The 19,277-nt window shown below is 62.1% G+C and carries 16 protein-coding genes and 1 other RNA gene; all 17 read left to right on the forward strand.

The genetic code is table 11. From position 1 onward, the window contains the following. Positions 1 to 228 precede the first annotated feature (228 nt). The 17 genes from rnpB (at position 229) to ACQ4WY_RS24265 (ending at position 19,252) form a co-directional block, all read left to right on the forward strand. Positions 229 to 568: RNase P RNA component class A (rnpB, locus tag ACQ4WY_RS24185), an RNA gene on the forward strand. 661 nt (positions 569 to 1,229) lie between these two features. After that, on the forward strand, positions 1,230 to 1,658 hold the full coding sequence (gene mraZ, locus ACQ4WY_RS24190) for a division/cell wall cluster transcriptional repressor MraZ (RefSeq protein WP_071079390.1): 429 nt from the start codon (positions 1,230 to 1,232) through the stop codon (positions 1,656 to 1,658). 9 nt (positions 1,659 to 1,667) lie between these two features. Beyond that, positions 1,668 to 2,639: a 16S rRNA (cytosine(1402)-N(4))-methyltransferase RsmH gene (rsmH, locus tag ACQ4WY_RS24195; protein WP_436506254.1), complete on the forward strand. Its 972-nt coding sequence runs from the start codon at positions 1,668 to 1,670 to the stop codon at positions 2,637 to 2,639. Next, the gene (gene ftsL, locus ACQ4WY_RS24200) at positions 2,636 to 2,905 is read left to right on the forward strand and encodes a cell division protein FtsL (protein ID WP_034748894.1); all 270 of its coding nucleotides are present in this window, start codon (positions 2,636 to 2,638) and stop codon (positions 2,903 to 2,905) included. Before rsmH ends, ftsL begins: the two co-directional genes overlap by 4 nt. After that, complete coding sequence (locus tag ACQ4WY_RS24205) at positions 2,905 to 4,683, forward strand: peptidoglycan D,D-transpeptidase FtsI family protein (protein ID WP_436506255.1); 1,779 nt, start codon at positions 2,905 to 2,907, stop codon at positions 4,681 to 4,683. Before ftsL ends, ACQ4WY_RS24205 begins: the two co-directional genes overlap by 1 nt. Before the next feature lie 8 nt (positions 4,684 to 4,691). Beyond that, positions 4,692 to 6,200 (forward strand): UDP-N-acetylmuramoyl-L-alanyl-D-glutamate--2,6-diaminopimelate ligase, encoded by a 1,509-nt coding sequence (locus ACQ4WY_RS24210; protein ID WP_436506256.1) that lies wholly within the window; start codon positions 4,692 to 4,694, stop codon positions 6,198 to 6,200. Between the two features lie 11 nt (positions 6,201 to 6,211). After that, positions 6,212 to 7,642 (forward strand): UDP-N-acetylmuramoyl-tripeptide--D-alanyl-D-alanine ligase, encoded by a 1,431-nt coding sequence (locus ACQ4WY_RS24215; RefSeq protein ID WP_436506298.1) that lies wholly within the window; start codon positions 6,212 to 6,214, stop codon positions 7,640 to 7,642. A 2-nt stretch (positions 7,643 to 7,644) separates the two neighbouring features. Next, positions 7,645 to 8,820, forward strand: a complete 1,176-nt coding sequence (gene mraY, locus ACQ4WY_RS24220) for a phospho-N-acetylmuramoyl-pentapeptide-transferase (RefSeq protein WP_101483926.1) — start codon at positions 7,645 to 7,647, stop codon at positions 8,818 to 8,820. Next, positions 8,820 to 10,376, forward strand: a complete 1,557-nt coding sequence (gene murD, locus ACQ4WY_RS24225; protein ID WP_436506258.1) for a UDP-N-acetylmuramoyl-L-alanine--D-glutamate ligase — start codon at positions 8,820 to 8,822, stop codon at positions 10,374 to 10,376. The genes mraY and murD overlap by 1 nt, the downstream gene beginning before the upstream one ends. Continuing rightward, positions 10,376 to 11,587: a putative lipid II flippase FtsW gene (gene ftsW, locus ACQ4WY_RS24230; protein WP_436506260.1), complete on the forward strand. Its 1,212-nt coding sequence runs from the start codon at positions 10,376 to 10,378 to the stop codon at positions 11,585 to 11,587. Before murD ends, ftsW begins: the two co-directional genes overlap by 1 nt. After that, positions 11,584 to 12,678 carry an undecaprenyldiphospho-muramoylpentapeptide beta-N-acetylglucosaminyltransferase gene (gene murG / locus ACQ4WY_RS24235; protein WP_436506261.1) on the forward strand — a complete coding sequence of 365 codons (1,095 nt, stop codon included), beginning with the start codon at positions 11,584 to 11,586 and terminating at the stop codon, positions 12,676 to 12,678. The genes ftsW and murG overlap by 4 nt, the downstream gene beginning before the upstream one ends. 10 nt (positions 12,679 to 12,688) lie before the next feature. Continuing rightward, positions 12,689 to 14,092 carry a UDP-N-acetylmuramate--L-alanine ligase gene (gene murC, locus ACQ4WY_RS24240; protein ID WP_436506262.1) on the forward strand — a complete coding sequence of 468 codons (1,404 nt, stop codon included), beginning with the start codon at positions 12,689 to 12,691 and terminating at the stop codon, positions 14,090 to 14,092. A 1-nt stretch (position 14,093) separates the two neighbouring features. Continuing rightward, complete coding sequence (locus tag ACQ4WY_RS24245) at positions 14,094 to 15,062, forward strand: D-alanine--D-alanine ligase (RefSeq protein WP_436506263.1); 969 nt, start codon at positions 14,094 to 14,096, stop codon at positions 15,060 to 15,062. A gap of 1 nt (position 15,063) precedes the next feature. After that, the gene (locus tag ACQ4WY_RS24250) at positions 15,064 to 15,885 is read left to right on the forward strand and encodes a cell division protein FtsQ/DivIB (RefSeq protein ID WP_353658813.1); all 822 of its coding nucleotides are present in this window, start codon (positions 15,064 to 15,066) and stop codon (positions 15,883 to 15,885) included. Positions 15,886 to 15,926: 41 nt separating this feature from the next. Next, positions 15,927 to 17,159, forward strand: coding sequence for a cell division protein FtsA (gene ftsA, locus ACQ4WY_RS24255; protein WP_010394955.1), 1,233 nt, complete (start codon positions 15,927 to 15,929; stop codon positions 17,157 to 17,159). A gap of 154 nt (positions 17,160 to 17,313) precedes the next feature. Next, on the forward strand, positions 17,314 to 18,522 hold the full coding sequence (ftsZ, locus tag ACQ4WY_RS24260; protein WP_034784974.1) for a cell division protein FtsZ: 1,209 nt from the start codon (positions 17,314 to 17,316) through the stop codon (positions 18,520 to 18,522). Between the two features lie 223 nt (positions 18,523 to 18,745). Beyond that, complete coding sequence (locus tag ACQ4WY_RS24265) at positions 18,746 to 19,252, forward strand: peroxiredoxin (protein ID WP_058050716.1); 507 nt, start codon at positions 18,746 to 18,748, stop codon at positions 19,250 to 19,252. The last annotated feature ends 25 nt before the right edge of the window (positions 19,253 to 19,277 follow it).

Raw genomic sequence — 19,277 nt, forward strand, 5'->3', positions numbered from 1 at the left:
TCTTTATGTTCTAGTGGGTGGCAAAGAAGTGGGGCAAGCGGTGCGCATGCGCTTGCATGCAAGCAGCTTGCCTCATTCTATGTGAGCCGATTTGGCCCGGCTTTTGAAATGGCGACACCGAATTACACAATCCCCCGGGCCGGGGCCCGACGAGGGGCCCGGTGAGCGGTGTCGCGCCTGCACGGGCCTTTTTGCAGAAACATGCTGCGGCGCGGTACAATGGCGGGTGAAGCAGGCCAGACAGTCGCTGGCCGGCGCAGCAATGCGCTGGCGGGAGGAAGGTCCGGACTCCATAGAGCGGGGTGACGGTTAACGGCCGTCCGTCGAAAGCCGTAAGGTATAAGGCGAGGAATAGGGCCACAGAGACGAGCGTATTAAGTTACGGTGAAACGCGGTAACCTCCACCTGGTGCAATTTCAAATAGGCACGCGATGATGCTGCTCGCGGAGCGTGCGGGTAGAAAGCTTGAGCGCCCGAGTAATCTGGCGCCTAGAGGAATGACTGTCATAGTGCCGACCTGCAAGGGAAGGCGCCGTAACAAAATCCGGCCTACCGGCCTGCTTCACTTGAATTCTTGCTCCCTGGCCCGCCAGGGAGCATCTCGGCAGCAGGCGCTTTGCCTGTTGCGCGCCAAAAAAAGCCCCCGCAACGGGGCTTTTTTTGTTTCTAAAAGAATAGCACTCAGGATAAAGTTGTATATACAACTAAGATGAACAATTGGTTAAAGTTTCTTGTTTTCAATTAATTGCTGCATTGCAAAAATAGTTTTTCCCGCGTGGGCTCAGCCCCGGAAAACAGGGCCGGTGCGCGCCATGGACGATTGTTTTTTGCTTTAAACCAACTCTTTCTCTGTGGCTAATTGCTGTTGTGCCTGGATGACGAAAGTATTGTCATGTGTCAACTAACTGTAAAAAATTCAATTTTCTGATTTCGTTTTTTTCGATGTTTACGGTAGGAAAACACATGTGTGCAGATGAGGTAGCACATTCACTATCTTTCATAAGTATCTAATTTATCGATATATTTTTATTTGAAGCTCCTTCAACGATATGCGCTAAGTCCTTAATTTCATTAATAAAATTCCTGTTTTACCAATCGGAAACCGCTTGACCACTATCTTTGCTTCCTCTAAAGTGGGGAACTGTGTGAAAAAGTGTGTTTTTGTGGGAAATTTTCCCTTTTCATCGTGATGCGCAAGCGTCGCAACCCAAGCTCAAAAAAGGTCTTCCGTGTTTCAAGGCGCGTCCGCAATCAATCTCGATGCCAAAGGCAGGATGTCTATCCCTGCCAAGCACCGTGACGCGCTGGCGATTCAATGCGAAGGCCGCTTGACCCTGACCAAACACCCCGATGGCTGCCTGCTGTTTTTCCCCCGTCCCGTGTGGGAAAGCCACCGCCAGCAAATCGCCGCCTGGCCCATGTCGGCGCGCGCCTGGCAGCGCATCTTCCTCGGCAACGCCGTCGACGTCGAGCTGGACTCGGCCGGCCGCGTGCTGATCTCTCCCGAATTGCGCAACGCCGTCGGGTTGTCGCGCGAAGTCATGATGATCGGCATGGGCAGCCACTTTGAAATATGGGATGCCGCCAAGTTGGCCGACAAAGAACAGCAGGCGATCGATGCCGGCACCCCCGATGTACTTTCCAATTTTTCTTTCTAAGGCTCCGTAATGACACAACTCACGGTGCCGGAATTTCAGCATCGCACGGTGCTGCTCGATGAAGCGGTCGATGCGCTCGACCTGTCGGGCGACCGCGCGCACGGCGTTTACGTCGACGGCACGTTTGGCCGCGGCGGCCATAGCCGATTGATTTTGTCGCGCCTGGCGCCCGACGCGCGCCTGATCGGCTTCGACAAGGACTTGCAGGCCATCGCCACGGCCGAACAGATCGGCGACCCCCGTTTCCAGATCGTCCACGACAGCTTTGCCACCATGACGGCCAGCCTGGCCGAACGTGGCGTGCAGCAGGTCGATGGCATTTTGCTCGACCTGGGCATCTCGTCGCCGCAGGTCGACGACGCTGCGCGCGGTTTCAGCTTCCGCAACGACGGACCGCTGGACATGCGCATGGATACCACGCGCGGCATCTCCGCTGCCGAATGGCTGGCGGTGGAAACCGAGCAGAATTTAGAGAAAGTGATACGCGATTATGGGGAAGAACGGTTTGCTTTTCAGATTGCAAAGGCGATTGTTGCTGGCCGGGCAGTCCAGCCAATTTCAAGCACACGACAGCTTGCCGGCATCGTGGCAGGCGCCGTCAAGACCCGCGAGAAGGGTAAGGACCCCGCTACCCGCACCTTTCAGGCCATACGCATTTTCATTAACAAAGAGCTCGAGGATCTCGAGGTCGGCCTGAACCAGGCGTATGCCTGCCTGGCGCCCGGCGCGCGCATGGCCGTGATCAGCTTTCATTCGCTGGAAGACCGCATGGTCAAGCGCTTCTTCGCCTCGAAGGCGAACGTGGAGCAGCCTGACCGCCGTCTGCCGATCCGCGCGGTCGACTTGCCGCAGCCGGAAATGAAGCTGATTTCGAAGATGAAGCCGTCCGACGCCGAGATCGAGGGCAATCCCCGCTCGCGTTCGGCCGTGATGCGCGTGGCGCAGCGTTTGCCCATTCCACTTAGTGGCGGCCCCCGATGACTGGCAAGCTATGTGTCGTGCTGTCGGCCCTGCTGGTGTGCTGCGGCCTGTCGCTGGTGAACGCGCAGTATCAGTCGCGCCACCTGCTGATCGACCTGGAGCGCGCGCAAGCGTTGTCGCGCCAGCTCGACATCGACTGGGCGCAGCTGCAGCTGGACCAGTCCACCCTGGGCAAGCATGAACGCATCGAATCGATCGCACGGCGCGATCTGAGCATGACGCCGCTGACAGCGGCGCGTACGCAATACCTGACGGAGGGCGAATAATGAAGTTGGGTGGTAACAGCAACGGCCGGGTGGCAGCATCGAAAGGCGTGCCATTCTCGAAGAACCCCGTACTGGCGGTGCGCCTGCCCGTCTGGCGTTCGCGCGTCGTGCTGTTCCTGCTGTTCTTCGCTTTCGCCGGCCTGGGCGCGCGCGCTCTGTGGCTGCAGGGCGTGTCGACGCAGTTCCTGCAAAAGCAGGGCAAGGCGCGCTATGAGCGCACCCTGGAATTGCCGGCCACGCGCGGCAAGATCACCGACCGCAATGGCCAGGTGCTCGCGTCGTCAGTCCCTGTGAAAGCCATCTGGGCCATTCCCGACGACGTGCTGCAGGCGTCGCCCGAAAAAATCAATGCGCTGGCCGGCTTGCTGGAAATGAATGTCAACGAATTGCGCAAGAAGCTCGATTCGGATCGCAGCTTCGTTTACCTGAAACGCCAGGTCGAGATGGACGTGGCCGACAAGATCTCCAAGCTGGGCATCGATGGTATCGACGAGCGCAAGGAGTACAAGCGCTTTTATCCACAGGGCGAAGTGATGACCCACGTGGTGGGCTTTACCAACGTGGAAGACGTGGGCCAGGAAAGCATGGAACTGGCGCAGCAGAAAACCCTCGTCGGCACCACCGGCAGCCGCCGCGTGATCAAGGACCGCCTGGGCCACATCGTCGAAGATATCGGCTTCATCCACGAACCGCATGACGGCAAGGACCTGACCCTGTCCGTCGACAGCAAGATCCAGTACATCGCCTTCACGCAGTTGAAGGAAGCGGTGGAAAAATTCAACGCCAAGGCCGGCGGCGCCGTGGTGCTCGACGTGCATACGGGCGAAGTGCTGGCCCTGGCCAATTACCCCAGCTACGACCCGAACGACCGCCGCAAGCTCACGGGCCAGCAGCTGCGCAACCGCGTCATGACCGATACCTTCGAACCCGGCTCGACCCTGAAGCCGATCACGGTCTCGCTGGCGCTCGACACGGGCCGGGTCAAACCGACCACCCTGATCGACACGGGCCCTGGCCGCTATACCATCGCCGACCGCACGATCACCGACACCAAGCCGCACGGCGTGATCAATGTCTCCGAAATCATCGAAATGTCGTCGAACATCGGCACCTCGAAAATCGCACTGGGCATGCCGTCGCAGGAAATGTGGGAAATGTTTACCAAGGTGGGTTTTGGCCAGCAGCCGAAATGGGGCTTCCCCGGCGCCGTGGCCGGTCGCGTGCGCCCGTATAAATCGTGGCGCCCGGTGGAACAGGCAACCATGAGCTACGGTAACGGCATTTCCGTGTCGCTGATCCAGCTGGCGCGCTCTTATATGATGTTCGCGCGCGACGGCGACACGATTCCCCTGTCGTTCCAGAAGGTCAATGAACTGCCCGTGGGCCAGCAAGTGATCAAGCCGAAGACGGCCGCCGAAATGCGCGCCATGCTGGAACTGGTGGTCTCCGGCGCGCACGGCTCGGCCAAGCGCGCCCAGGTCGCCGGCTACAGAGTCGGTGGCAAGACGGGCACCGCCTATAAAGTTGAAAACGGCCGCTATGCGATGCCGCGCAAATATATCGGCTCTTTCGTGGGCATGGTGCCGATGTCGGCGCCGCGCTTCATCATTGCCGTGATGATCGATGAACCGACCGGCGCCGCCCACTATGGTGGCCAGGTTGCCGCTCCCGCTTTTGCGGCGATTGCGACCAACGCGCTGCGCGCGATGAACGTACCGCCCGATTCCTCCGTTACCGAAATCGTGGTCCCGGCCAATGCCGGCCCGGAGGCCATGTGAAGTCACTCATGACCATACAAGACATCAGTTTGTGGATCAAAACGGCTGCCCCGTGCGGGCAGCTGACGTCCGATTCGCGCCGCGTGCAGCGCGGCGACGTGTTTTTCGCCTACACAGGCGCCACGCATTTCATCGCCGCCGCCATCGAGCAGGGCGCCGCCGCCATCGTGCATGACGCCGTCGAATGGAACGCCGCATGGAGCGTGCCGCATCTGCTGGTCAGCGACCTGAAACGCTTGGCCGGCCCCGTGGCGCATGCTTTTTACGACATGCCTGACAGCGCCATGTTCAGCGCCGGCGTGACGGGAACGAATGGCAAGACCTCGTGCGCGCTATGGCTGGCGCAGGCCCTGGCGCGCCTCGGTGACACCTCGTCCGTCATAGGGACTTTGGGCGTGGGCCTGTGCAAGCCGCGCGGCGCCATCGAATTCGACGTCACCGGTTACACCACGCCCGACGCCGTGCTGCTGGCGCGTAAACTGGCCGCCATGCGCGACGCCGGCGCCAAAGCCGTCGCCATCGAAGTATCGTCGATCGGCCTGGACCAGGACCGCGCGGCCGGCATGCATTTCGATGTCGCCATGTTCACCAATTTGACGCGCGACCACCTCGACTACCATGGCGACATGGCGGCCTACGAAGCGGCCAAGGTCAAGCTGTTCGATTGGCCCGGCCTGAAAACGGCCGTCATCAACCTGGATGACGCCATGGGCCTGCGCCTGGCGCGCCACGTGGAAGGCAAGCTGGCCGGTGAATATCCGGTGATTGGCTACACCTTGCAGGATGCGGCAGCCTTGCCCGACTTGCCGGGCGTGCTGATGCTGCGCGCCAGCCAGTTCCGCAGCCGCCATGCCGGCACCGACTTCCACCTGGAATGCGCGCTGGGCGTGGCGCTGGTCAAGACGCAGCTGGTGGGCCATTTCAATATCAGCAACGCGCTGGCCGTGCTGGGCGCCTTGCTGGCGCATGGCACCGGCCTGCGCGCCGCCATCGACGGCATCGAATCCCTGCAGCCGGCCCCGGGCCGCATGCAGCAGGTGGGCGGCCAGGAGGCGCCAATGGTCGTCATCGATTACGCGCATACGCCGGACGCGTTGGAAAAAACCCTGGCCGCCTTGCGCCAGGTGGCGCAGGAGCGGGGCGGCCAGCTGTGGTGCGTGTTCGGCTGCGGCGGTGACCGCGATCCGGGCAAGCGTCCGCAGATGGGCGCCATCGCGCAGCTGGCTGATCACGTGCTGGTCACCAGCGACAATCCGCGCAGCGAAGATCCGCACGCCATCATCGCGCAGATCGTCGCCGGCATGCGTGCCGACGGTCCGCAGCCGCAAGCCATCGAAGACCGCGCCGGGGCCATTTTGTCGGCCATCAAGCACGCGGCCAAGCCGGACGTGATCCTGTTGGCAGGCAAGGGCCATGAGCCGTACCAGGAAATCAAGGGCAAGAAACTGCCGTTCTCCGATGCAGACCATGCGCAGCTGGCCCTGTCCGCGCGCCTGACGATGATGAGGACGAACTGATGGACCGCCTCATGCACGCCAGCCTGGCCGAACTGATGCCGTCACTGGATGGCGCACAGCTGACGGGCGACGCCGTTTTTGACGGCGTTTCCACCGACAGCCGCAGCGCCCAAGCCGGTTCGCTCTTCGTCGCCCTGCGCGGCGAGAGTTTCGACGCCCACGATTTCCTCGACCAGGTGGCCGCGCGCGGCGTCGCCGCCGTGGTAGTCGAGCGCCTGCCGGCAGGCTGGGATAACAGCAAGGTACCGGCCATCGTGGTCGCCGATACCCTGGTCGCACTGGGCCGCATCGCCAACCTCTGGCGCGGCCGTTTTAGCTTGCCCGTCATCGGCGTCACCGGCAGCAACGGCAAGACCACCGTCAAGGAAATGATTTCATCCATCCTGGCGGCGGCCTTTGGCGAAGAAGGCCGGCTGGCCACGCGCGGCAACCTGAATAACGAGATCGGCGTGCCCCTGACCCTGTTCCGCCTGAATGAAGAACACAAGGCGGCCGTCATCGAGATGGGCATGAACCATCCGGGGGAAATCGCGCGCCTGGCGGCGATCGCCGCGCCGACTCTGGCGATGGTCAACAACGCGCAGCGCGAGCACCAGGAATTCATGCATACGGTGGAAGCGGTGGCGCGCGAGAACGGCGCCGCGCTGGCGGCATTGGCCGACGATGGCGTGGCCGTCTTCCCGCATGGCGATGAATTCACGCCCCTGTGGCGCGAACTGGCCGGCGCGCGCGCCGTCATCACCTTCGGCCTGTCGAAGGAGGCGGATGTCAGCTGCACGCACCGCGCGGCCGAGGATTTTGGCAGCGATCTATTCGTCAGCGTGCGCGCACAGGACGGCAGCCTGCGCCAGTTCTTCGTCGGCTTGCAGGCGGCAGGCGATCATAATGTGCGCAATGCGCTGGCGGCCGTGGCATGCGCGATTGGCGCCGGCATTGCCATCGAATATATCAAGCAGGGCCTGGAGGCGTTTTCTCCCGTGAATGGACGCCTGCAGAAAAAACGTGCCGCCAATGGCGCCACCATCATCGACGACACGTATAACGCCAATCCGGATTCGGCGCGCGCGGCCATCGATGTACTGGCGCAGGCCGCGGCACCGCGCATCCTGGTGCTGGGTGAGATGGGCGAAGTCGGCACGCAGGGGCAGCAGTTCCACGAAGAGATCGGCGCTTACGCCGCCGCCAAAGGCATCGAACACGTGCTGGCGACGGGCGGCCTGGCGCGCCATCTGGTCAATCCGGCGCAGGAAGCCGCCAGCCAGGAATCAGGCACGGTCGTGGAGTATTTCGAACAGTTCGACGGTTTGCTGGTGGCGCTCGATGCGCATTTGTCCGGCCGTTCGGATGCAACAGTATTAATCAAGGGCTCCCGCTTCATGAAGATGGAACGGGCCGTGCAGCATTTGATTGGTTCAAACAACAATAACAAGGAAGCTCACTAATCATGCTGCTCTGGCTCGCTCATTATTTCCAGGACGACATTGGCCCACTGCGGGTCTTTAACTTCATCACGTTCCGCGCCGTCTTCGCCACCCTGACGGCGATCCTGATCGGCCTGTGCGCCGGTCCCGCCGTGATCCGCATGCTCACGCGCATGAAGGTCGGCCAGGCCGTGCGTACGGACGGTCCGCAAACGCATCTGAAAAAACACGGCACCCCGACCATGGGCGGTGTGCTGATCCTCATCGCCATCGGCATTTCCACCTTGCTGTGGGCCGACCTGTCGAACCGTTTCATCTGGCCCGTGCTGATCGTCACGCTGGGCTTTGGCGCCGTCGGCTGGGCCGATGACTACCGCAAGGTGGTGCACCAGGACCCGGAAGGCATGCGCTCGCGTGAAAAATACTTCTGGCAGTCGCTGATCGGCATCGCCGCCGCGTTTTACCTGGCGTTTTCCGTCTCCATCTCCGAGCCCAATGCCGGCCAGGTGTGGAATCTGATCTACGCCTGGGTGCAATCGGGCTTCGCCATGGACTTGCCGCCGAAGGCCGACCTGATCGTCCCGTTCTTCAAGACCATCAGCTATCCGCTGGGCGTGTGGGGCTTCATTGCGCTGACCTATTGCGTCATCGTCGGCACCAGCAACGCCGTCAATTTCACGGATGGTCTCGATGGTTTGGCCATCATGCCGACCGTGATGGTGGGCACGGCCCTGGGCCTGTTCGCCTACCTGACGGGTAACGCCACGTATGCGCGTTACCTGTTCATTCCGCATATCCCGGGCGCCGGCGAACTGGTGATTTTCTGCGGCGCACTGGCCGGTTCCGGTCTGGCCTTCCTCTGGTATAACACGCACCCCGCGAAAGTGTTCATGGGCGACGTGGGCGCACTGGCACTGGGCGGCGCACTGGGCACCGTCGCCGTCATCGTGCGTCAGGAAATCGTCCTGTTCATCATGGGCGGCATCTTCGTCGTCGAAACACTATCCGTGATCATCCAGGTAGTCTGGTTCAAGTACACCAAGAAGCGCTATGGCACGGGCCGCCGCGTCTTCCTGATGGCGCCCTTGCATCACCATTTTGAACAAAAAGGCTGGAAGGAGACGCAGGTTGTCGTGCGTTTCTGGATCATCACCATGATGCTGGTGCTGCTCGGCCTGACCACCTTGAAGCTGCGCTGATGATGTACGACGCTAAAACCGCACTGGTATTGGGCCTCGGCGAATCGGGGCTGGCGATGGCCCTGTGGCTGGCCCGCAGCGGTGCGGCCGTGCGCGTGGCCGATACAAGGGAAGCCCCTGAGCGCCTGGCTGCCTTGCAGGCCGCCGTGCCGCAGGCGCAATTCATCGCCGGCGCCTTCACGGCCGACCTGCTCGACGGCGTCGATTTCGTCGCCGTCAGTCCTGGCCTGGCGCCGCAGCGCGAACTGGCTGGAATCGCGCCGGCCGCTTTGGAAAAAAATATCCCCGTGTGGGGCGAGATCGAACTGTTCGCGCAAGCGCTGGCCGCGCTCAAGGCGGAACGCGGCTATGCGCCGAAAGTCATCGCCATCACGGGCACGAATGGCAAGACGACGGTGACCAGCCTGGTAGGCTTGCTGTGCGAACGCGCGGGCCTGGCCACGCGCGTGGCCGGCAATATCAGCCCGGCCGCGCTGGATGTGCTGCGCGAAGTGCTCGATGCCGAGCCTGCGCCGCAGCCGGTGGATGCGGAAGCTGACGTGGCGGAAGCTGTCGCCAGCACCTTGCCGCAGGCGTGGATTTTGGAGTTGTCCAGCTTCCAGTTGCACACGACCTTCAGCCTGCAGGCCGATGCGGCCACGGTCCTGAATCTGTCGCAGGACCACCTGGACTGGCATGGCGACATGGCTGCGTATGCCAAGGACAAGGCGCGCATCTTCGGCGACCAGACCGTGCGCATCCTGAACCGCGACGATGCCGCCGTGATGCACATGGCCGATCCGCTGACCGAGACCGTCACCTTCGGCACGGGCGAGCCAGCGGAGGTGGACAGTTTTGGCCTGGTCAATGAACGGGGCATCTTCTGGCTGGCGCAAGCCGTGCCCAGCGAAGAAGTCATCGAGAAAAAACGCAAGAAGAACGATCCTGCGCCGGAACCGGTGCCGACGATGGCCAAGAAGCTGATGCCGGCCGACGCGCTGAAAATCCGCGGCCAGCACAATGCCTCGAATGCGCTGGCGGCGCTGGCCCTGTGCCGCGCCATCGGCCTGCCATTCGCGCCGCTGCTGCATGGCTTGCGCGAATACCAGGGCGAGCCGCACCGGGTGGAGCTGATCACGGCCGTCAATGAAGTCGAATACTACGACGACAGCAAGGGTACGAATGTGGGCGCGACAGTGGCGGCCCTGTTCGGCCTGGGCAAGGCGTTTGGCGGCGCGGAACAGCGTCTGGTGCTGATCGCCGGCGGCGATGGCAAGGGGCAGGATTTCTCGCCGCTGGCTGAACCTGTGGCGCGCTATGTGCGCGCCGTGGTGCTGATCGGCCGCGATGCGCCGGCCTTGCGCATGGCCCTTGAGCCTGCCGGCGTGGACATCGTCGACTGCGCCACCTTGCCGGAAGCCGTCAAGCGCGCCAGCAGCCTGGCGCTGGCCGGCGATGCCGTGCTGCTGTCTCCCGCATGCGCCAGCCTGGACATGTTCAAGAACTATGCGCACCGCGCGCAGGTGTTTGTCGACGCCGTGCGCGACATCGCCCTGGAAAACGGACAGGATATCTGATGGCCTTCCAACTGCCCTTCAGCTTTGGTTCCGGCTCGGCTGCCAAGCCGCTGGATAGCCGCGCGCGGCAGTCGAAGATGATGGACTATGACAAGCCGCTGGTGTGGGTAGTCCTGCTGCTCATGTTGCTGGGCATGGTGATGGTGTATTCGGCGTCGATTTCGCTGTCGGACGCGCGCAAGTTTGCCGCCTACACCAACAATTATTTTGTCGTACGCCAGGCGCTGTTCATCGGCGTGTCGATCGTCGTCGGCGCGCTGGTGTTCCGCATCCCCGTGGCCACCTGGCAAAAGATGGCGCCGTGGCTGTTCATCGGCACCCTGGTGCTGCTGGTGATGGTGCTGATACCGGGCCTCGGCGTGTCGGTCAACGGCGGGCGCCGCTGGCTGAACCTGCCGGGCCTGCGGCCGCAGCCGTCCGAGCTGATGAAGGTGGTGATGGTGCTGTACGCGGCCGACTACACGGTGCGCAAGCAGGAATACATGCACAAGCTGACCAAGGGCTTCATGCCGATGGCGCTGGCCGTCAGCTTCGTCGGCCTGCTGCTGCTGATGGAGCCCGATCTCGGTGCTTTCGGCGTGATCGTCTGCATCGCCATGGGCATCTTGTTCCTGGGCGGCGTCAACGCCATCTGGTTCGGCGGCATCGGCGCCATGCTGACGGCGATCTTCGTCACCATCATCGCCTTGTCGAAATTCCGCCGCGAGCGGTTTTTTGCGTATCTCGATCCGTGGCAGGAAGACAATGCGCTGAACAAGGCTTACCAGCTGACGCACTCGCTGATCGCCTTCGGGCGCGGCGAACTGTTTGGCGTGGGCCTGGGTGGCAGCGTGGAAAAACTGCATTACCTGCCCGAAGCGCATACGGACTTTTTGCTGGCCGTGATCGGTGAGGAACTGGGACTGGTGGGCGTGCTGATCGTGATCGGCATGTTCTACTGGATTATCAAGCGGGCCTTCGACATCGGCCGCCAGGCGATCGCCATCGACCAGACCTTTGCCGGCCTGACGGCGAAAGGCATCGCCATCTGGATCGGCGTGCAGACCTTCATCAACATGGGCGTGAACCTTGGCCTGCTGCCGACCAAGGGCCTGACCTTGCCTTTGATGAGTTATGGCGGCACGGGCGTACTGATTAACTGTATCGGCCTGGCGATTTTGCTGCGCATCGATTACGAAAACCGGATCCTGATGCGGGGAGGCCGGCTATGAACAACGTGACGAACTTGAAAACGACGAAAAGACTGATGATCATGGCAGCCGGTACAGGCGGCCATATTTTCCCGGGCCTGGCGATTGCGCAGACGATGCGCGCGCGCGGCTGGGAAGTGAGCTGGCTGGGCACGACCCACGGCATGGAGCAGGAGCTGGTGCCGAAAAGCGGTATTCCCATGGACGCCATCGCGTTCTCGGGCATGCGCGGCAAGGGCCTGGCGCACACCATCCAGGGCGGTTTCAGGATGCTGGCCAGCTTTTTTGCCATCCGCCGTTTCATCGCCAGCCGCAAGCCGGACGTGGTGATGGGCATGGGCGGCTACGTCACCGTGCCGGGCGGCCTGATGGCGCGCCTGAAGGGCGTGCCGCTGGTGCTGGTGAATGCCGACGCGGCGCTGCTGTTGTCGAACAAGACCCTGGTGCCGCTGGCGCAGCAAGTGTGTTTCGGCTTTCCCGCCGATTTCGGCAGCGCCGCCGGCAAGGCCGTCGTCACGGGCAATCCCGTGCGCGCCGAGATCCTCGCCATGGCGCCGCCGGCATCCCGTTTCGCGGGCCGCAGCGGGCCGCTGCGCATCCTGGTGGTGGGCGGCAGCCTGGGCGCGAAAGCGCTGAACGACAATCTGCCTGCCGCGCTGGCGCTGATGCCGGAGGGCGAACGTCCGCTGGTGACGCACCAGTCGGGCAAGAAGAATATCGACGCCCTGCATGCCGCATATGCGCAGGCGGGCGTGCAAGCCAATGTGGTCGATTTCATCGACGACATGGCCAAGGCGTACACCGAGGCCGATCTGGTGATTTGCCGCGCAGGCGCGATCACCTTGTCGGAATTGACGGCGGCCGGCGTGGCCAGCGTGCTCGTGCCGCTGGTGGCGTCGACCACCAGCCACCAGCGCGACAACGCGCAATGGATGGCAAAACAAGGCGCGGCGATTCATCTGCCGCAGACGGAAATGAGTGCGGCGTCGCTGAGCGCCTTGTTGGCGTCCTTGACGCGCGACAGCTGCCAGCAGATGGCGCAAGCGGCACTGGCAGCAGGCAAGCGCGACGCCAATGAGGCGATCGCACACGTATTGGAAAAACTGGCATGAGGTTAGCTCTGTGAAGCATAAAGTAAACAATATCCACTTTGTCGGCATTGGCGGCAGCGGCATGAGCGGCATCGCCGAAGTGCTGGTCAACCTCGGCTACAAGGTGTCGGGCTCCGACCTGGGCAGCAATGCGGCGACGCAGCGCCTGGCGAGCCTGGGCGCGACCGTCATGCTCGGCCACGCGGCTGAAAACATCGGCGACGCCGATGCGGTGGTGACATCGGGCGCCGTCCCGCAAGACAATCCGGAAGTGGCGGCGGCGCGCGCGCGCAAGATTCCGCTGGTGCCGCGCGCCGTGATGCTCGGTGAATTGATGCGTTTGAAGCGCGGCATCGCGATCGCCGGCACGCACGGCAAGACGACCACCACCAGCCTGGTCGCTTCCGTGCTGGCGCAGGGCGGTCTCGATCCCACGTTCGTCATCGGCGGCCGCCTGACCAGCGCCGGCGCGAACGCCAAGCTGGGCTCCGGCGACTACCTGGTGGCCGAAGCCGATGAATCGGACGCCTCGTTCCTGAACCTGACGCCGATGATCGAAGTGATCACGAATATCGATGCCGATCACATGGACACCTACGAGCACGATTTTGAAAAGCTCAAGCAGGCCTTCGTGCAGTTCACGCACCGCTTGCCATTTTATGGCCGCGCCATGCTGTGCATCGACGATCCGCACGTGCGTGCCATCATCCCGTCCGTCACCAAGCCGGTCACCACTTACGGTTTCGCGGAAGACGCGCAAGTGCGCGCCATCAACGCGCGCGCCGTCGGCCTGGAAATGCATTTCACCGTGCTGCAGGAAGGCTATCCCGACCTGGACGTGGTGCTGAACCAGCCCGGCATGCACAATGTGCAGAATGCCTGCTCGGCGATTGCCATCGCGCGCGAAATCGGCATCGCCGACAGCGCCACGCAGCAGGGCCTGGCCGAATTTTCCGGCGTGGGCCGCCGCTTCACGCGCTATGGCGACGTGGCGCTGCCGGACGGCGGCAGCTTCGCGCTGGTCGACGATTTCGGCCACCATCCGGTGGAAACGGAAGTGACGCTGGCCGCCGCGCGTGCCGCCTATCCTGGCCGCCGCCTGGTGCTGGCTTTCCAGCCGCACCGCTATAGCCGCACGCGCGACCTGTTCGAGGATTTCGTTAAGGTGCTGGGCGCGCCAGACGTGCTGCTCTTGTCCGAAGTGTATGCGGCGGGTGAAGCGCCTATCGTCGCCGCCGACGGCCGCGCACTGGCGCATGCGCTGCGCGCGCGCGGCAAGGTCGAACCGATTTTCGTCGAGTCCATGACGGACATGGCCGACACCATCATGAGCGTGGCGCGCGACGGCGACGTCGTGCTGACCATGGGGGCCGGCTCGATCAGCGGCATCCCGCAACAACTGACAACGTATCAATCTCACACTGTAAAGGCCTGACGTGAACCAAGCTTCAGCTATCGACGTTAAACAATTGGGCAAAGTCGGCGTCCTGTTCGGCGGCCGTTCGGCCGAGCGCGAAGTGTCGCTGATGTCCGGCGCGGGCGTGCTGGCCGCTCTGAAAAGCCATGGCGTGGACGCGCATGGTTTCGATACGGGCGAACGCAGCCTGGCCGAACTGGCCGCTGAACAATTTGACCGCGTCTTCATCGCGCTGCACGGCCGTTTCGGCGAAGACGGCAGCCTGCAGGGCGCGCTGGAGCAACTGGGCATCCCGTATACGGGTAGCGGCGTGATGGCTTGCTCGGTGGGTATGGACAAGGTTTACACCAAGATGATCTGGCTGATGCACCAGCTGCCGACGCCAAAGTACGCGGTGCTGGACGATAGCTCCGACCTGGCCAAGGTCGCTGCGGAACTGGGCTTGCCGCTGATCGTCAAGCCGCCGCATGAAGGTTCGAGCATCGGCATCACGACGGTCAACGAAGCATCGGCCTTCCAGGCTGCCTACGACATCGCCGCCGGCCTCGATGATTCTGTGCTGGCCGAGGAATTCATCAAGGGCCGCGAGTTCACCGTCGCGATCCTGGGCAAGGGCGCCACGGCGCGCGCGCTGCCGCCGATCGAAATCGTCGCGCCGCAAGGCAATTACGATTACCAGAACAAGTACTTCACGGACGATACGCAGTATTTCTGCCCGCCGCAGCTGGACCAGGTGATCGTGGCCGAGATGGAGCGCATCGCCCTGGCAGCGTACCGTGCCCTCGGCTGCGAAGGCTGGGGACGTGTGGACGTGCTGATGCGTGCTGCCGACAGCAAGCTGTTTTTGCTGGAGGTGAATACCTCGCCCGGCATGACGGGCCATTCACTCGTGCCGATGGCGGCGCGCGCGGTGGGCACCAGCTATGAAGACCTGTGTCTGGAAATCGTCTCCGGCGCAAGCCTGAAAATGCACAAGGGACAGCGCTGATATGTGGCATGACGCTAAAAGCCTCAATACGACTGCCAACGGCTTGCTGGCCGCGGTTCTGGTCGTGTGCGTGGCCGCCGGCGTCTGGTGGGTGTCGCAGCGTCCCATGTTCGACCTGCGCACCATCAAGGTGGAAAGCGCGGACGACAAGGGTCTGCGCCACGTGAATTACCTGACCCTGCGTAGCGGCACTTTGGGCCGCATCAAGGGCAATTTCTTCACGACCAACCTTGAAAGCGTGCGCGGCGTGTTCGAATCGGTGCCCTGGGTGCGCCGTGCCAGTGTGCGGCGCGAGTGGCCGAACCAGCTGATCGTGGCGCTGGAAGAACACGAAGCGCTGGGCACCTGGGGCGAGGACGGGCGCCTGCTGTCGGTCAAGGGCGACGTGTTTACAGCCAATGTGGCCGAAGCCGAAGACGACCATGAATTGCCCGCCTTCGCCGGTCCCGATGGCAGTGAGAAGGAAGTGCTGGCCACCTACGTGCAGCTGGCAAAGTGGTTTTCGCCGCTGAAGATGGTGCCGGAAAGCCTGTCGCTGTCGAGCCGCTATGCGTGGACCGTGAAACTGGATAACGGCATGAGCGTGGCGCTGGGACGCGAACAGAATCATACGACACTGAAGGCGCGGGTGGACCGGCTGGTGGGCATCTACCCGCAGCTGGCAAGCCGGCTGGAAAATATCGACACGATCGATATGCGCTACCAGAATGGCCTGGCGCTCAGTTCCGCCGGCCTGGTGATACCGGCCGAAGGCAAGGATGGAAAGCCAGGAAAGCCAGTCATGAAGAAGAAAAACAGTAGTCCGATTAAAAAACCGACTTAACCCAATAATTTAATTTATAGCCCATACAGTAGGCGACAGAAATGACAAAAGACGCGAAAAACCTGATCGTCGGCCTCGACATCGGCACCTCGAAAGTGGTGGCGGTGGTAGCCGAAGTGATGTCCGATGGGCGCCACGAAGTGATCGGGCTGGGCCAGCACGAATCGAAGGGCCTGAAAAAAGGCGTGGTGGTCAATATCGAGGCCACGGTGGAGTCCATCCAGCGCGCGCTGGAAGAGGCCGAGCTGATGGCCGACTGCAAGATCCGCAATGTGTACGCGGGCATTGCGGGCAGCCATATCCGCAGCTTCAATTCCAGCGGCATGGTGGCCATCAAGGACAAGGAAGTAACGGCGACCGACGTGGCGCGCGTCATCGAGACGGCAAAAGCGGTTAACATTCCGACCGATCAGCAATTGCTGCACACGGTGCCGCAAGAGTTTATCGTCGACAGCCAGGAAGATGTGCGCGAGCCTATCGGCATGAGCGGCATCCGCCTGGAGGTGAAGGTGCATATCGTCACTGGCGCCGTGTCGGCGGTGCAGAACATCGTCAAGTGCGTGCGACGCTGCGGCCTGGAAGTGTCGGACCTGATCCTGCAGCCGATGGCGTCCGCCGATGCGGTGCTCACGCCCGACGAGAAGGAACTGGGCGTGGTGCTGATCGACATCGGCGGCGGCACGACCGATGTGGCGGTATTCTCCGATGGCGCGATCCGCCATACGGCAGTCATTCCCATCGCCGGCGACCAGATCACCAACGACATCGCCATGGCCTTGCGTACCCCGACCGCGGAAGCGGAAGAAATCAAGATCCGCTATGGCGTGGCCAAGCAGGTCCTGGCCGACCCCGGCGAATCGCTGGAAGTGCCCGGCCTGGGTGACCGCGGCCCGCGCAACCTGTCGCGCCAGGCGCTGGCGGCAGTGATCGAGCCTCGCGTCGAGGAGCTGTTCGCGATGGTGCACCAGGTGGTGCGCGAATCCGGTTACGAAGGCGTGCTGTCGTCGGGCATCGTGCTCACGGGCGGCACCTCCATCATGCCCGGCATGGTGGAAATGGCGGAAGACATTTTCCTGAAACCGGCGCGTCTGGGCACGCCAGAGTATCGGGGACAGCTGGCCGACGTGGTGCGCAGTCCGCGCTATGCCACGGTACTGGGTCTGCTGCTCGAAGCGAAGAAGCAATACCTGCGCGGCCACATCGTGACGCGTCAGGACGGCTCGGTGAAGGCAGTCTGGCAGCGCATGAAGGAATGGTTTTTAGGGAATTTTTAAGGGCATGATTTTCGCCCGGCAGCACAGGTTTTTTGGCAGCATCGCAGGTACACACACATAACTTTATTTTATATTTAACCGCAGTTTTCAATCTCCAGTTCTCCTACCAATATGAGGCCTGGCGCTTGGAAACCGCATCTGATAGGAGCACATCATGGAGTTCGATATGGTCGATAACACAGCTTTAGGTACCGTCATCAAGGTCGTCGGCGTCGGCGGTGCGGGTGGCAATGCAGTCCAACACATGATCAACAAAGGCATGTCGGGTGTGGAGTTCATTGCCGCCAACACCGACGCACAGGCCCTGTCGACATCGAAGGCCCACAACATCATCCAGATCGGCGATACCGGTCTGGGCGCCGGCATGAAGCCTGCCGTCGGCCGTCAATTGGCGGAAGAATCGCGTGCACGCATCGCCGATTCGCTGCGCGGTGCGCACATGGTCTTCATCGCTGCCGGCATGGGTGGCGGCACGGGCACGGGCGCCGCTCCTATCGTGGCCGAAGTGGCCAAGGAACTGGGCGCGCTGACGGTGGCCGTGGTCTCCAAGCCATTCTCGTACGAAGGCCAGAAGTGCATGGACATCGCCGACGAAGGCCTGGAGCAGCTGTCCCTGCACGTCGATTCGCTGATCATCATCCTGAATGAAAAGCTGGAAGAGATCTACGAAGACGAAAGCATGCTGGAATGGATGCAGCACGCCGATGATGTGCTCAACAACGCGGTGGCCGGTATTGCCGAGATCATCAACGTGCCTGGCCATATCAACGTCGACTTCAACGACGTGAAAACCATCATGGGCGAGCAGGGCAAGGCCATGATGGGTACGGCGACTGCTTCCGGCGTCGACCGCGCGCGCATCGCCGCCGAACAGGCTGTCGCTTCGCCGCTGTTGGATGGCATCGATCTCTCCGGCGCGCGCGGCGTGCTGGTCAACGTCACGGCCAGCCGTGGTTTGAAAGGTAAAGAGATCAAGGAAGTCATGGCTGCCGTGCGCGCGTTTGCCGCGCCGGACGCGTCGATCGCGCAAGGTATCGCCTACGACGATGCGATGGGCGACGACATCCGCGTCACCGTGGTGGCCACGGGCCTGGGCCGCGCGAAGAAAAACATCCAGCTGGTACCGCAGCAAGTGCTGCGCACCGGCACCCACAACAGCCCGTTGACCCCATCGGCTGCCATGGGTAGCGCGCAGGCGGCGACGACGACGGTTGGCGTGGCCACGCCGGCAGCCGGTTTCGACGGCATGAAGGCACCGGCAGTATGGCGCCGCGAATCGGCTTCCGAGCAAGTGCGCGCGATGGAAAAGAATGGTATGGAGACGTATGACATTCCAGCCTTCCTGCGCAAACAAGCTGACTAAGGTGGTTTGATGTATGCAAGCATGACGGCGGCCTGAGGGCCGCCGTTTTTTTTGCCGGTTTTTGACTTTTGACTTTGCCTTTCCGGCCATTTTCTGCACAAATACGGCAAGTCAGGCATACTATCGCGCTGAGCCAGCATCATGCTAGCCGAACCAGATCACGGGTGCTGTCCGCTCCATGAGACGGGCAGCATCCTCAACCGACAGTACACAAGGAGTCAACATGACCATCAAGATCGGCGACACCCTGCCAGAAGGCACCCTGGCCGAATTTATCGAAAGCGAAACCGAAGGTTGCGCGCTGGGCCCGAATACGTTCAACGTGCAAGACCTGGTCAAGGGCAAGAAGATCGCCATCTTCGGCCTGCCAGGCGCGTATACCCCGACCTGCTCCGCACAGCACGTGCCAGGCTACGTGCAGCACGCTGCCGACCTGAAAGCCAAGGGCGTCGATGAAATCTGGTGCATCTCCGTCAATGACGCGTTCGTGATGGGCGCCTGGGGCCGCGATCAGAAAGCCACCGGCGTCGTGCGCATGATGGCTGACGGCAATGCCGCCTACAGCAAGGCCCTGGGCCTGGACGCTGATTTTTCCAAGCACGGCATGGGCACGCGCTCGCAGCGCTACTCGATGCTGGTCGACAATGGCGTCGTGACGCAATTGAACGTCGAGCAGGGCGGCAAGTTTGAAGTGTCGAATGCGGAAACCTTGCTGGGCCAACTGGCTTAAGCGCTTCCTGTTCGCATGAAAACGG

Origin of the sequence: Janthinobacterium salmonicoloratum (assembly GCF_051380845.1) — a bacterium.
Taxonomy (GTDB): domain Bacteria; phylum Pseudomonadota; class Gammaproteobacteria; order Burkholderiales; family Burkholderiaceae_D; genus Janthinobacterium; species Janthinobacterium lividum_F.

What these genes read in the sequence shown, in the direction of transcription:
- ACQ4WY_RS24250 (WP_353658813.1), top strand. Translation starts at nt 15,064, where the DNA reads ATGTGGCATGACGCTAAAAGCCTCAATACGACTGCCAACGGCTTGCTG.
- murG (WP_436506261.1), top strand. Translation starts at nt 11,584, where the DNA reads ATGAACAACGTGACGAACTTGAAAACGACGAAAAGACTGATGATCATG.
- ftsL (WP_034748894.1), top strand. Translation starts at nt 2,636, where the DNA reads ATGACTGGCAAGCTATGTGTCGTGCTGTCGGCCCTGCTGGTGTGCTGC.
- ACQ4WY_RS24205 (WP_436506255.1), top strand. Translation starts at nt 2,905, where the DNA reads ATGAAGTTGGGTGGTAACAGCAACGGCCGGGTGGCAGCATCGAAAGGC.
- murD (WP_436506258.1), top strand. Translation starts at nt 8,820, where the DNA reads ATGATGTACGACGCTAAAACCGCACTGGTATTGGGCCTCGGCGAATCG.
- ftsW (WP_436506260.1), top strand. Translation starts at nt 10,376, where the DNA reads ATGGCCTTCCAACTGCCCTTCAGCTTTGGTTCCGGCTCGGCTGCCAAG.
- ftsA (WP_010394955.1), top strand. Translation starts at nt 15,927, where the DNA reads ATGACAAAAGACGCGAAAAACCTGATCGTCGGCCTCGACATCGGCACC.
- mraY (WP_101483926.1), top strand. Translation starts at nt 7,645, where the DNA reads ATGCTGCTCTGGCTCGCTCATTATTTCCAGGACGACATTGGCCCACTG.
- ACQ4WY_RS24265 (WP_058050716.1), top strand. Translation starts at nt 18,746, where the DNA reads ATGACCATCAAGATCGGCGACACCCTGCCAGAAGGCACCCTGGCCGAA.
- rsmH (WP_436506254.1), top strand. Translation starts at nt 1,668, where the DNA reads ATGACACAACTCACGGTGCCGGAATTTCAGCATCGCACGGTGCTGCTC.
- ACQ4WY_RS24215 (WP_436506298.1), top strand. Translation starts at nt 6,212, where the DNA reads ATGCACGCCAGCCTGGCCGAACTGATGCCGTCACTGGATGGCGCACAG.
- ACQ4WY_RS24210 (WP_436506256.1), top strand. Translation starts at nt 4,692, where the DNA reads ATGACCATACAAGACATCAGTTTGTGGATCAAAACGGCTGCCCCGTGC.
- ftsZ (WP_034784974.1), top strand. Translation starts at nt 17,314, where the DNA reads ATGGAGTTCGATATGGTCGATAACACAGCTTTAGGTACCGTCATCAAG.